Source organism: Corynebacterium incognita, assembly GCF_014217255.1.
GTDB classification, from domain to species: Bacteria; Actinomycetota; Actinomycetes; order Mycobacteriales; family Mycobacteriaceae; genus Corynebacterium; species Corynebacterium incognitum.
Genome location: NZ_CP059404.1, coordinates 986303 through 998816, shown reverse-complemented (window position 1 = coordinate 998816; position 12514 = coordinate 986303). Strand labels below are relative to the sequence as shown.

The window sequence follows — 12514 nt, the reverse complement described above, 5'->3', positions numbered from 1 at the left end:
GACTCACATCATGGTAGCTAAGGCACCATCTTCCTTTGACCTTAATTCCACCCTGGCCCGCGACTGGGCCTTGCAGGTAAACCAGGGCACCATCGAGGCCCCCAAGTGGACTTTCGTACGCGGCCTGTCCCAGTTCGCACCACAGTCCACCCCCACCATGCAAGACGACACCGACATCGACAATGAGGGCTACAAGTCCCAGATTGCCACCGCACTTGAGATGAGCTTCAAGGGTGAGGGCAAGCGCAAGGGCGAAAAGTCCGCCGGTACGTTCACCCAAGACCCAGGCCAGGCATTCCTGCGCGAAAAGGGCCGCAAGATGGGTCTGGAAAACGTGGTGCAGGCACGCTGCTGGCGCACCGATGGCGTGCAAGAAGGCTACGAATCCTATTTCTCCGTTGAGTGGGAGGATCAGGCCGGTGGCAACGAGGATCTGGATACGTTCCAGTTCACGATGATGTCCCGTGGTAAGCCGCTGCGCATTAAGCCAGTTGAGACCGCTGACGGGGCTTCCGTCCCGGATGACGATGTAGACCTTGACGGCACCACTATGGATGGCACTGACCCTTTAGCGTAACCGCACCGGGGGCTGGAACAGTTCCAGGTGCGGACACATACCCAGGAGCCTAGAAAGGAATAGAGCATGGCTGCGAAGGTTTGGAAAGATGGAAAAGAGGGCGGCACTCCGATTACGGCTGCTGAGCTGAATCGCATGGAGAATGCGATTGAAGCGAAAGCTCAGCAAGGCCCAGAAGGCCCAGAAGGCCCAGAAGGCCCAGCGGGTCCGAAAGGCGATACTGGCCCTAGAGGTGCTACCGGCCCAGCTGGTAAAGATGCTGAACCTTACGATGACACTGAACTGCGGAAACTGATCACTGAATTGGCTGCACGAGTGGATACTTTGGAAGCAGGAAGCGCTTAACCCTCGGACAACGAGTAACCGGGTACATCATGCGATGTGACCCGGTTATTTCTACGTCTAGGAGACACAAACAATGCGTGACCTACGCGATTTCTACGACCCCCACCTGTACTTGCCAATCAACGGCAAGACCTACACCGTTAAGGCCCCAACCGCTGAGCTAGGTTTGCGGATCAAGCGTCATACCGTTGACCCGGATTCTGACCCATCGCAGGAAATTAGGTTCATCGCCGAGCTGTTGGGCGCAACTTACGATGAAGATACGGACACTATGGCCGGTGGCCTGTGGGATGAGCTTAACGCCGATGGTGTGCCGTACACGGAGATTCTGCACGTCGGCAACACCGCGATGGCTCACTATGGTGTGTCCCCTGAGTTCGGTGAAATGTGGTGGGAGACCCGCTTGGGAAAAGAACATCTACCGCTGCTACCGGAAGCGATGGAGCAGTGGGAGCTGGAGAAACAACAAGCAGCGAAGAAAACATCCCGGAAGAAAACCACCTCTTAGATTCCGCATATGGGCCATACGACCCAAGGCCGGGGGCATACGGGGATGATGACCCCGGCGGCGGGCCGTACAACCCAGAAACCGGAATCCGTGACTGGTACGCCACACCAGCGGATAAGCCAATGACCCCGGTGGGCGTGCAATCCGTCACCTGGGCACAACTACTCGACAATTGGGCCGCGATTGAATGCGACCTCCACCAACTATTCGGCATCGACGTGGAATCCGGGATACTCACCCAGCGCACATGGCGATGGCTCAACACTCGAATCTTTGACCTGATTAACCAACCCACGCGGCTACGCACAGCACTAAACCTGACATCTGAACAAACCGCAAGGTAGGAACACATATGGCACTCGAAGTAGGTACACTCAACGCCCGCGTCACAGTAGATACGGCGGGTGTCGCATCCTCCCTGGGCAAGGTCAAGCGCGACCTGACAGATGTCAAGAAATCCGCCGACCAGGTAAGCCGCACTAAGCTTAACGTCACCCCTGTGGGCACAGGCGCGGTGGGCAAGGCCTCCCGTGAAGCCCGTAGCCTGGGTACGGCGTTGGAGGGGGCGGGGCGCGCCGGGCGTGGCGTGCAGTTTAACCCACAGGTAGCCAATGAGCTTGATAAGGCGACCAAGACGGGCATTAGTCTGCGTGACGTGCTCGGCTCCATGTCGAGTGTGGCGGGCATGGTTGGTTTGGGGGCCGCTGTTGGTGGAGTTAGTGCAGCGTTTAACGACATGCTGCAAACCGGCATGGTGTACCGCAAAGAGTTGAACACGATGTCGGCGGTATCCGGTGCGACCGCTGAGCAAATGAACCAGATCAGCCAAGCGGCAAAGCAACTGGGTAATGATAATGACCTGGCCGCAACATCCGCCGGTGACGCGGCTGCCGCGATGACGGAACTGGCCAAAGGTGGCTTCACAGTAGACCAAGCCATCGGCGCAGCCAAAGGCACGTTGCAGCTTGCAGCCGCCGCGCAAGTAGACGCCGCAACCGCCGCAACCATCCAATCCCAAGCATTGCAGGCATTTAGCCTTGATGCGTCGAATGCTGCACGGGTGTCGGACATCCTCGCAGGTGCGGCTAACGCATCATCTGCGGAGATGACCGGCATCGCACAAGGTATGCAGCAAGCTGGTACTGTCGCTAACCAATTCGGCTTGAGCGTTGATGACACGGCGACCTCCCTGGCAATGATGGCTAACGCCGGTATCCAAGGCTCCGATGCCGGTACGCTACTTAAAACCGCCCTTTTGTCGTTGACTGATCAAGGAAAACCAGCACAAGCAGCAATCGACGAACTTGGCCTGTCCATTTATGACGCCAACGGCAAATTCGTAGGCATGCAATCGCTCATGGAACAGTTGCAAGATGCATCTGAATCCATGACCGCCGAGCAATACCAAGCAGCTACCGCCACCCTGTTCGGCTCCGACGCTATGCGACTGGCGGGTATCGCAGCGCAACAAGGCGGGGAAGGCTTCGACAAACTACGCGGCGCAGTGACCCGGCAAGGCCAAGCCGCCGAAGTCGCCGCAGCCCAAACACAAGGCCTACCCGGTGCGATTGGTCGTGTCGAAAACGCGTGGGAGACCGCGTCGACCACGATTTTTGAAAAATCCGAGGGTGTCATCGTTAAAGCCCTAGACGGTGTAACTGCCGGTATCGAAGCGGTTGGTGGCGCGATCAGTGGTGAGGGATTCACCGGCGGTGCAGCCGTGGTGGAAAACCTGGCCGGCCAAGTCAAGCTGTTGGCTAGTGGGGCTAAAGATGCAGGCGACGCTACCACTGGGGCGTTGGTGCCCGGCGCTACGGATATGGCTAGTGCTATGGGGCAGGCTGGTAAGGCTGTTGGTGCTGTAGATGAGGCCCTGTCTGGGTGGGCGGCACCGTTGGCGGCGGCAGGGATTGTAGGCCTGGCTGCGAATATGTCCGGGTTGACGGGCAAGATGAACGCGGGTTCGCAGTCTGTGATGCGCTTTGGCCAAGAGATGCGGGTGCAGCAAGCGTTGGCGGCGAAGTATGGCCAGAATCTGGGCATGGCGGGGTCTGCGATGGCTGTAATGCGTTCGCGGTCTGTGGCGTTGGATGCTGCGATGACTAAGGCTAGTGCGGCGTATATGCGTTCGTCGGCGGGGTTGCGTGTTGTGGCTTCGTCTCACCAGGCGGCGGCGCGTGCTTCGCGTGCGCAGGCCATGGCGACCTCTAGTGGGTTTATGGCGGCGGATAGGATTATTGCGCAGGCTGGGCATGGTTTTGTGGCTACGACGGCCCGGATGGGCGCGTCGGCTAAGGGCCTTGCTGGTGGTGGTTTGTCGCTGCTGAAGTCATCGTTGGGTGGTGTGAAAGCCGCTGCTGGTGGACTCATGGGGGCGTTGGGTGGCCCGTGGGGAATCGCGATCATGGGCGCGTCAGCTGCGATTGGGTTCCTTGTTCAGAAAAACCAAGAGGCAAAAGAGGCCGCAGAAAAGCACGCCAAGTTGCAACGCGACCTCAAAGACACCCTGGATAAGACCACTGGCGCTATCACTGAGCAAACCGGTGCGCTCATCGAAAATCAGTTAGCTGAAAGTGGCGCGCTGGATAAGGCCAAGGAACTGAATCTTTCGTCTCAAACGATGATTGATTCGGCGCTGGGTAATGCTGACGCCCAAGCTCGTGTTAAGGCCGCAACTGATGGGGCGTTGAAGTCTGCCATTGAGTCCACGTCTGCGTGGGAACGCGTTGGCGGGGCCTTGGAAGCGGCGGGCTATACGTCCTTGGATCTGGCTGATGCTATGGGCGGCAATAGGGAAAAGATGGCGCAGCTTACTGAGGTAACGGGCTTTATGCACAAAGAAACCCGTGAATTGGAAAATGCTGTAGCTGGCACCCGAGGTAAGTACGGTGAGCTGATCGATTCGGTTAACGGCGCAAATGATGCACTGGCTGACGCGTCGTCTGAACAGATGCAAATTAAGCTGGAGGCATTGCAAGTTTCTGCCAAGCAAACCAAAGGCGTGATGGATGCGCTCGGTGATGCTGTCTACAAAATCGAGGATGACAAGACCATCTCTGTGTCAGCGGATGCAGTGACGGAAGAGACCCGGCTCAAGATGGAGAAACTTGGTGTCAAGGTGTCTGAGCCGATGAATGGCCGGGTATCTATCACCATGGAAAAGGGGGCTGATATTCCGGCTTTGTTGGATCAGATTGGCATCAAGCTGCAACAGACCCCGAACGGCTATATTCGCGTCAATTCGGATGACATCAATAAAGCCAAGTCCGACTTGGATGCAATGAATCTCAAGACGATGACGCTTAAAGATGGTTCGCTTGCCATTAATACGAACGCCCCGGAAGTTCTAGAACGATTGGTTCAATTGGGGTTGGCAAAGAAAGACCATAGTGGCAAGGTCACGATTGATTGGTCGTCTATCCAGAACAGCACTAGCCGGATGGATGCTCTACGCGGCAACGTCGAAAACGGCGCTAAGGGGCACGCCAACGTCACTGATAACACGGGCAAGACGAACGAGAATGTAAACAACATGCGCGGTAACGTCCAAGCCGGTGCGAAAGGTCACGTTAGCATTTCTGACAACGCGGAAGCGACGCGTAGCCATATTAAGTCCACGTTGTCGGCTGAGAATACGAATACGTTTTCTGACCATGTTATTAACATCACCCGCAAGATTCGGGACATCTTTACGCGTGAGAATGCCGACGGTAACTATTATCCAACGGTGCAGGCGTTTGCAGATGGCGGTGATACTGGTGTGCAGCGTGCTGTGGAGCGCCGTATGCGCGGTGGGGCTGAACCAGCTCATACTGCACACATTGCACCGGCTGGTGCATACCGTGTGTTTGCGGAGAATGAAACCGGGGGCGAAGCCTACATCCCATTGGCTGAGTCTAAGCGTGGACGCTCCGAAAAGATTTTGGCGCAAGTCGCCAACAAATTCGGCTACCAACTCATGGACGCTAACGGCCAAGTGCAAGCATTTGCCAGTGGTGGTGTGGTGGACTCAATTACTGGTTTGGTGCAACGCCACTTCCCAGGCATGACGATCACCTCCACCTACCGGAATACGAATGACCTGCACGGCCAGGGCAAAGCCGTAGACGTGTCCAACGGGTTCGACACCACGCCGGAAATGCAGGCATTGGCGCGCTGGTTCTACAAGAACTTCAAAAACCAGTTGGCTGAGCTGATCCACTATCCGCTGAATGGTTGGAAGAACGTGGATGAGGGCAAGGATTTTGATTTCGGTGAACCAACCAATTCCCAGCACCGTAATCACGTACACATCGCCGCCCACCAACCATTGGCGGCACCAGCCCCCAAACTAGGCAAAGAGGGACTAGACGATTACAAAGACCTCGACGGGGCTGTAGGGGGCAAGAAACCTAAGCCCACCCCACCACGCGCTACATCCACCGAAAACGCCACCATGGGCGCTATTGACGCTGGCACCGCCGCCGTCCAACAGCGTGAGATTAATGGCGGTAAAGGCACCCTACTGGAAGATGGATCATTCCTGGAACTCATGGCCTCCCTGTATTCGGTGCATACCGGTAAGCCCGTCGCCGATGACATCGTGTCATGGGGCCAGGTTGTGGGCCTGCATTCTAAGGCGGTTGATGATGGTCAAGTCGCGGAAGTGGCACAGGCTGCGCAGGAAACCGCGAAGTCCAGCAAACAGTTGGGTGATGTTGCTAAGCAACTCAAAGCAGGCGGCCACGATGATTTGGCGGGTGTGCTCGCACCGACGGATAGCCTGCCAAAGGTAGATGGTAATTCCGGTAACCGTTACGCGGATGCGATTATTCGTGAGGGCCGCCGCCGGGGTATTACCGACCGGGGCATCAAGATTGCTTTGGCTACCGCCCTGGTGGAGTCGAACATGAAGATGTACGCCAACCATGCCGACCCGGCTAGTTTGAAGTATCCGCACGATGCGGTAGGCAGCGACCATGATTCGGTGGGCTTGTTCCAGCAACGCGCCAACGGGGCGTGGGGCACTGTGGCTGATCGAATGGACCCGGCACGCAGCGCTGGCATGTTCTACGACAAACTCGACGATGCGGACTACAACACCGGCGACCCCGGCGCACACGCCCAACGCGTCCAGGTATCCGCATTCCCTGACCGATACAACACCCGCATGGGTGAAGCTCAAGCCCTACTGGATAAGTACAACGGCAAGACCCGGAAAGTAAAGGCGATGGCCGATGGTGGCATCCTCGGAGGCCTACGCCAAGCACACATCAACGACGGGTCTAGTGCTGTGCTGTGGGCCGAAGCAGGCCCCGAAGCCTACATCCCACTGTCTAGCGATAAGAAAGCACGCAGCCTGGATATTTGGGCGGAAACCGGCAAACGACTAGGCGTCGATGTGCTGTCGATGATGAACTTCATTGGCTCTGGAATCCCGGCGTTAATGCAGGGCAAACTTGACTTCAACACGGGTGGTTCGACGTCGCTGTCTGCACTTGGCCTAAATATGGATGCTGCCGCATACCGGGGTGGTAAAGCGGTGGAGCCGCACGCGCAGCGCGCCGGGCAACAGGCCGGCCAAGCTGTCGGCGCGGTTTTCAACGGCCCGGTCACGATCCAAGACCCGAAGAAGTATTTGCATGGCCAGCTCAACAACGCGGAACGGCAATTAAAACACGCAATTAGGAGTGTGATGCCGTAATGCCGTACGCGAAAAGCTATGTGTTTGGTGACCCTCAACATTTCACACGTGAGCCGTGGCAGACCTGGGATGTCGTGGAGTTTTTCATGGTGGGTGTTGATGGGTCCCGGTGGCATTTCGGTGCGCCTGATTCCCCGGTGCGTTTGAATAGGCCACCTACTGGGTTTGGTGGCGCGCCGATTGAACACGATTTTCAGGAACTGGTGGGTCTTGATGGTGCCGTGTACCGGGGCACGCAGGATAAGCAGCTGTCGGTTGGATTGCAGGTGTGGATTGCGGATGCCAAATCGTCTGCCTGGGCGCGCCGTCAACAGGCACGGTGGCGTGTCGCTTTGGGCCGGGGAAAGCAGAATGTGCGCCTGTATTGCGTGACCAAGGATTCGGGGTATTGGTGGATTGATGCCCGCGTTGAGTCGGTGAGCGAGGTTAATTTCTTCGACCAAGAACCCGGCCTGGTTGGTGAGACCGGGGAGTTGGTGACGTTGGTTACTGAGCGGTCATTCTGGGAATCTTTCGAAGATACGACACTTGTTGACTTCACTGGGTCAGTGCAGATCCTTAATCGTGGTTCGATGCCGATGTGGCCCAAATTGGAGATTACCGGAAACTTTGAATACCTGGACATCACCATCGGCTCCACCGAGGGCTACGACACCCACCGCATCAACAACAAGCTAGAGGGCTACGTGACCTTTTCGTCTATGTCCGATGTGGGCAAAAACATCGACGGTGCCCTAGAACAGTACAAAAACCAGACGAAACCAGTAGTCAACCCGGACGGCACCACCACTGAGGTGGACACCGCGAAGCTATCCGAGCTGTTGGAATCCACGATTAACAGCACCCTCGGAGGCTCAAAACAAACCATCGACCTCACAGGCCGAAAGATTTACATCGACACTGACCCCTTGTGGCCAACCATCGTCACTAACGATGGAATCGACCTCACGCCTTATTTGCCGGACGTGCGATGGCGCTACCCGATTCCGGTTATACGCCCGGGCGTGGAATCAAAAATGCACTTCTACGCCAATTTGGCAAAGTCTCCGACTACCGATGATGAAAAAGTCAAGGTGCGCATCATTGGCACACCTAGAACGGAGATGCCATGGTCAACCAGGTAACTAATGCTGTCTCCGGCATGAACCCGCTTAACATCACCATTCACTCCAACGACTACAAGCGTCGCGAGAACCTATCCGGCTACATTCACGCATCGTTTAACGAAGAGCACGGCTTCAACGTTGGCACAGGTGAACTTACCGTAGCGGCGGATCACCGCCTTGCCCGCCGTCTCATGCAGGCTCACATGGATGTTGTGCCTGTCACGTGTGAATGGAACGGGTGGCGCTGGACTGGGCATGTCAAAAGCTACGTAGCAAGCGGCAAACCCGGAAATGAGACGGTGACCGCTGAATTAGTCAATGACTTGTCACACCTGTTGAACGTGCTGGCCTACGCGAACCCCAATGCTGGCCTGTGGGTGCAAGGCAAGCATGACCGGCGTAAAGGGCGGTTATTGACGGTGGCTTATGAGTATCTGTCAGAAAACCTCAAACGACTAGACCTACCTGTCTACCTCATGCTGCCACCCAATGATGACACCAGCCCCATCATTGACCTAGCCGCCCGCATGACCAACATGCGCGACCTACTAGGCGGTGTACTCAACCAATACGACTACGACATCAAGGCCACAATGTGGTGGCCGGGCCAACCAATCCCACGCGGCGTGGCCGCACCACTTATCGCTAAGACGGAGGAAGAACGCCAACGTGCCCTGCAAGAAGCCGCCCTGTACAAGGCGTTCGGTGGTGAACACGAAGGACTCTGGGACGAACCCGGCCTAGTCATCGAGATTCTGCCTCCACGCCGCCGCCAATTCGTACGATTCACAACCCAATCCGGGGAAATCACACAAATGCGACTAACCGGCACCGCACCTGGCCCCGCTCGCATAGTCACAGGCGGCAAAGCAGACGATTGGGTCAATGAGGCGAAAAACCTTGGTATCGACATTGTGGTGCAGGCCGGAACTACAGCGTTGAATGCTGCGGCGACAGCGGCTATCGGTGCGTCGATTGGTAGTATCGCCGGTCCCGCTGGCTCCGTCGTGGGCACCGCCGTGGGTGCGTTTATCGGCTTCCTGGGCAACCTGATCTCGGACTGGGTCAAGGCTGAAACCGATGACGCGTTCCTTGCGTTTGTTGAGCGCACAGACGTGGCTCGCGCTGCGTACATGGGGCCATTCCATCCACGTGAACAGTTTGTGCCGTCTACGGCGGGTGCGTTCACGTTCGATACCCAAGCGTTGGCTGAGCGTGCATTGCAGGAAAACAAAGGCGGCCAAGCTGTAGAAATCGAGATGGGGCACAGCGTTTCTAAGAACCTGGGCTTTGATGAAATCGTCACCGACGATGACACGCTGAAGTTGCGGTACGGCTATCTGGTGGGTGACCTGGTGACGTTTGAAGAACATCTGTCCGGTGTGGTCGTACAGGATATTTTGAGTGGTGTGACCATTGCGGATGATGTGGGGGAGCGGGTGCGGATCGCTCCACGTGTGGGTAAGCGGAAGAATGTTTCTAATCCGTATCAAGAGTTTGTGGACAAACTTAATGGTGTGGATTCCACTACGCGGGATATGAGTGTGTTGTAGGACAACGTTGGGATTGGTGCACGGTTGTCATTGATTAGGAGGTCATTATGCCAACCATGCCTGTTCCCGCTGGGTTTTTTGTCACGTCGCCGTTCGGCCCGCGTTGGGGGACAACACACTACGGCACCGACTTTGGGCGGGGCGGCGGTTCCGGTGGCCACCCTGTTTACGCGGTGAAGGATGGCACGGTTATGCATTCCGGCCCGGCTACTGGGTTTGGGCGCTGGGTTGTGCTTGACCACGCCTCCAACGTGGGCGGCGGCACCACCGTGTATGGGCATGTTGTCCCCGAAGTGCGGGTAGGGCAATTCATCAAAGAGGGCCAACGTATCGCCCATATTGATCCGAATAAGGGCACTAACGGTGGGGTAGCCCCGCACCTGCACTTGGAGTTCCACAAGTATTCGTGGGAACCACCGGGGCCTAATCGTCTTGACCCGATGGCCACGGTGCTCAAGGGAGCACGGTGGAAAGGTAGCGCACCCGCGAAGCGTGGGAAGAGTGCGCGCCCTAGCGGGGTGATATTCGGCATTGACGTGTCCGAGCACCAAAACGGGTTGAGTCTCAAAAAGGCTAAGGCTGAGGGCTTCGACTTCGCGATTCTCCGACTGTGCGACGGCACTTACCAAGATAAGACGTTCCGGTCACACCTCGCGGATGCTGAATCCGCCGGAATGCTCGTAAGCACCTATTGGTATCTGCGCGCCCCGAGTGAGGGAACAACCATCGCCCAACAGGTTGACGTCATCGATAAGCAAATGGCAGGCCGTCGTGACCTGGGCGTGTGGATCGACGTTGAATCCGTGCGTGGGAGCACAAAGCTGCTCACGGAAAAGGATGTGTGGGAAGCAAAGCGTGAGCTAGAGCGACGTGGGTATCACGTTCCCGGCATCTACAGCGGCGCTTGGTATTGGGAACACATGCCAGGCGGGGAACCAAGCATGGACGGTCTCGGTTACCTGTGGGTGTCGAATTATGGCCGGAACGCTAAAGGCACAGCCAGTGTCACCTACAACGCGGACGGCGGTAACCAGCATCGCGGATGGTCATACCCGTTGGGTGACCGCAAACCCGACATTCTGCAATTCGGCTCCAACGGGCAAGTCGCGGGGCATTTCCCCGTCGATGTCAACGCCTTTAAGGGCACCCGCGAACAGCTACAACGAATTTTTAGTGGCAAACGCCCCACCCTCAAACCACAACCAAAGAAAGAGGACCCCCTCATGGCAAACCTCGACTCCAACCGCACCAAATGGGTACTCGACCAACTCGCAGGCCCCGGCAAAAACAAGCAAGGCGAACCCACCTACAACGGTTGGGATATGAAACACCTCGCCAACCTCGCCCGTGAACGACTCGACGCGGGTAAGGGATTGACGATGCCACAAATGCTGGCGCTATCAATCTCGAACCAGGCCATCATCATGCAGAAACTGGAGGAAAAGTAATGGATGCTTTCAACAAGGAAGATTGGCCAGTCCGCAAAATCGCCTACATCGTACTTGGTGCACTGCTGTTTATCGGCATGACCAGTGGGCTAGTGACACAGGAACAGTTGGACGGCTGGGTAGAAACCTTTGGTGTTGTCACCGGCTACCTTGCTGTACTCGGTTTGGGGGTCGCAGCAACGAAAACCCACCGTGGAAGCGATGACCGAGCAACCAACGGCGATAATTTCGATGCTCTCAATCAATCCCCGGTTGACCCGATGGCATTGGATGATTTGCTCATCAAGGTTGACCAGATCACTGAAGCGTTAGCACCCGCGTCTGATCCGGTCATCGCCGATGGTGACCATCCTGGCATCTACCCAGAATAGAGGTTGCTATGTCCTGGACTCGGTTCAAAATCTGTATCGCGCATGCGCTTCCTCGGTTGAAATCCTTGGTGTGGGGAATTTTCGCACTTGTAACCGCGTGGGCTTATTGCGAGAAGGTCCCTCCGCAGTTGCGGCCTGCGTCTGAAATCATTCCTTTGGTGGGTTTGTGGCATGTGTGGGCAATCGCAGGGGTGCTGCTCACTCTTGGTGCCCTTGTTCCGTTACAGGCGGGGGAGAGGTCACGGCGGGTAGCCCGTGTCATGCGCGTCATCGGCATCTCGATTGTGTGCGGACTCATGGTGCTGTGGGCCGGGTCATTCTTCCAGGCAGACCAACGCGGATGGGTGAGCGGAAAAAACTATCTCATGTTCTCCATCCTCGCATTATTAGGTTCATTCACCATCGGCAAAGACACTGCCGCCGGAATCAGTGAACAGGTGAGTGATGGTTAATGGACTTTGTGCAAATCATCGTCGCCGGATTCGGCCTAGCAGGTGTGCTTGGCGGCGCGTTTATTGGCCTATCTGGGCGCAAAGAGGAAACGAAAGCCACTGAGACTGCCACGCTAATCCAGGGCCAGGCAAAGCGCATCGACTCATTGGAGAATCGGCAAGAAACCACGGAAAAACTGTTGGCTGAAACCCGTGAAGCCTTAACCAAAACCCAGGATGACTTGGCGAAAACAAAACTTGACCTGTGGGCATTAAAGACCGTGGCAGGTGAACTTCGCCGGGCGCTTGCTAAAGCTGTGTCCTGGATTGGTGACGCTGTGGAATGGATGAACGGGCCACGCGATACTGCTCCGCCAAGCCCGCCTGATTCTGATGCGTGGAAAGAACTCATTGACGGTGTGAGTCCGCATATTGATTGAGCTGGACAACGCCCTGTGTGGGGTGTGATTGCAGGCAATAAACCGCTGTGAC

Annotated in this window: 11 protein-coding genes; all 11 read left to right on the top strand. The window is 56.5% G+C overall.

Going from position 1 to position 12514, the window contains the following annotated elements; all coding sequences use genetic code 11:
• Positions 1 to 10 precede the first annotated feature (10 nt).
• The 11 genes from H0194_RS04560 to H0194_RS04510 all read left to right on the top strand — a co-directional run bounded on the left by H0194_RS04560 (position 11) and on the right by H0194_RS04510 (position 12462).
• Entirely contained in the window at positions 11 to 577 is a 567-nt protein-coding gene (locus H0194_RS04560; RefSeq protein WP_246389070.1) for a phage tail tube protein, read from the top strand.
• Positions 578 to 643: 66 nt separating this feature from the next.
• A complete protein-coding gene (locus H0194_RS04555) occupies positions 644 to 922 on the top strand; it encodes a hypothetical protein (RefSeq protein ID WP_185176628.1) in 279 nt (92 codons plus the stop codon).
• 73 nt (positions 923 to 995) lie between these two features.
• Entirely contained in the window at positions 996 to 1430 is a 435-nt protein-coding gene (locus tag H0194_RS04550; RefSeq protein WP_185176627.1) for a DUF7426 family protein, read from the top strand.
• Positions 1370 to 1774, top strand: a complete 405-nt coding sequence (locus H0194_RS10895; RefSeq protein WP_211996077.1) for a hypothetical protein — start codon at positions 1370 to 1372, stop codon at positions 1772 to 1774. Before H0194_RS04550 ends, H0194_RS10895 begins: the two co-directional genes overlap by 61 nt.
• 8 nt (positions 1775 to 1782) lie before the next feature.
• Positions 1783 to 7113: a phage tail tape measure protein gene (locus H0194_RS04540; protein ID WP_185176626.1), complete on the top strand. Its 5331-nt coding sequence runs from the start codon at positions 1783 to 1785 to the stop codon at positions 7111 to 7113.
• The gene (locus H0194_RS04535; protein WP_185176625.1) at positions 7113 to 8237 is read left to right on the top strand and encodes a phage tail family protein; all 1125 of its coding nucleotides are present in this window, start codon (positions 7113 to 7115) and stop codon (positions 8235 to 8237) included. Before H0194_RS04540 ends, H0194_RS04535 begins: the two co-directional genes overlap by 1 nt.
• Positions 8222 to 9772 carry a Gp37-like protein gene (locus H0194_RS04530; RefSeq protein ID WP_185176624.1) on the top strand — a complete coding sequence of 517 codons (1551 nt, stop codon included), beginning with the start codon at positions 8222 to 8224 and terminating at the stop codon, positions 9770 to 9772. Before H0194_RS04535 ends, H0194_RS04530 begins: the two co-directional genes overlap by 16 nt.
• A 47-nt stretch (positions 9773 to 9819) precedes the next feature.
• Positions 9820 to 11220 (top strand): GH25 family lysozyme, encoded by a 1401-nt coding sequence (locus tag H0194_RS04525; RefSeq protein ID WP_185176623.1) that lies wholly within the window; start codon positions 9820 to 9822, stop codon positions 11218 to 11220.
• Positions 11220 to 11591, top strand: a complete 372-nt coding sequence (locus tag H0194_RS04520; protein WP_185176622.1) for a hypothetical protein — start codon at positions 11220 to 11222, stop codon at positions 11589 to 11591. The genes H0194_RS04525 and H0194_RS04520 overlap by 1 nt, the downstream gene beginning before the upstream one ends.
• A gap of 8 nt (positions 11592 to 11599) precedes the next feature.
• The gene (locus H0194_RS04515; RefSeq protein WP_185176621.1) at positions 11600 to 12043 is read left to right on the top strand and encodes a hypothetical protein; all 444 of its coding nucleotides are present in this window, start codon (positions 11600 to 11602) and stop codon (positions 12041 to 12043) included.
• Positions 12043 to 12462 (top strand): hypothetical protein, encoded by a 420-nt coding sequence (locus H0194_RS04510; RefSeq protein WP_185176620.1) that lies wholly within the window; start codon positions 12043 to 12045, stop codon positions 12460 to 12462. The genes H0194_RS04515 and H0194_RS04510 overlap by 1 nt, the downstream gene beginning before the upstream one ends.
• Positions 12463 to 12514: the final 52 nt, after the last annotated feature.

Excerpts from the sequence above, each read along its gene's own strand:
- H0194_RS04550 (WP_185176627.1), top strand. The coding sequence starts at position 996 with ATGCGTGACCTACGCGATTTCTACGACCCCCACCTGTACTTGCCAATC.
- H0194_RS04515 (WP_185176621.1), top strand. The coding sequence starts at position 11,600 with ATGTCCTGGACTCGGTTCAAAATCTGTATCGCGCATGCGCTTCCTCGG.
- H0194_RS04535 (WP_185176625.1), top strand. The coding sequence starts at position 7,113 with ATGCCGTACGCGAAAAGCTATGTGTTTGGTGACCCTCAACATTTCACA.
- H0194_RS04525 (WP_185176623.1), top strand. The coding sequence starts at position 9,820 with ATGCCAACCATGCCTGTTCCCGCTGGGTTTTTTGTCACGTCGCCGTTC.
- H0194_RS04510 (WP_185176620.1), top strand. The coding sequence starts at position 12,043 with ATGGACTTTGTGCAAATCATCGTCGCCGGATTCGGCCTAGCAGGTGTG.
- H0194_RS04560 (WP_246389070.1), top strand. The coding sequence starts at position 11 with ATGGTAGCTAAGGCACCATCTTCCTTTGACCTTAATTCCACCCTGGCC.
- H0194_RS04555 (WP_185176628.1), top strand. The coding sequence starts at position 644 with ATGGCTGCGAAGGTTTGGAAAGATGGAAAAGAGGGCGGCACTCCGATT.
- H0194_RS04540 (WP_185176626.1), top strand. The coding sequence starts at position 1,783 with ATGGCACTCGAAGTAGGTACACTCAACGCCCGCGTCACAGTAGATACG.
- H0194_RS04520 (WP_185176622.1), top strand. The coding sequence starts at position 11,220 with ATGGATGCTTTCAACAAGGAAGATTGGCCAGTCCGCAAAATCGCCTAC.
- H0194_RS04530 (WP_185176624.1), top strand. The coding sequence starts at position 8,222 with ATGGTCAACCAGGTAACTAATGCTGTCTCCGGCATGAACCCGCTTAAC.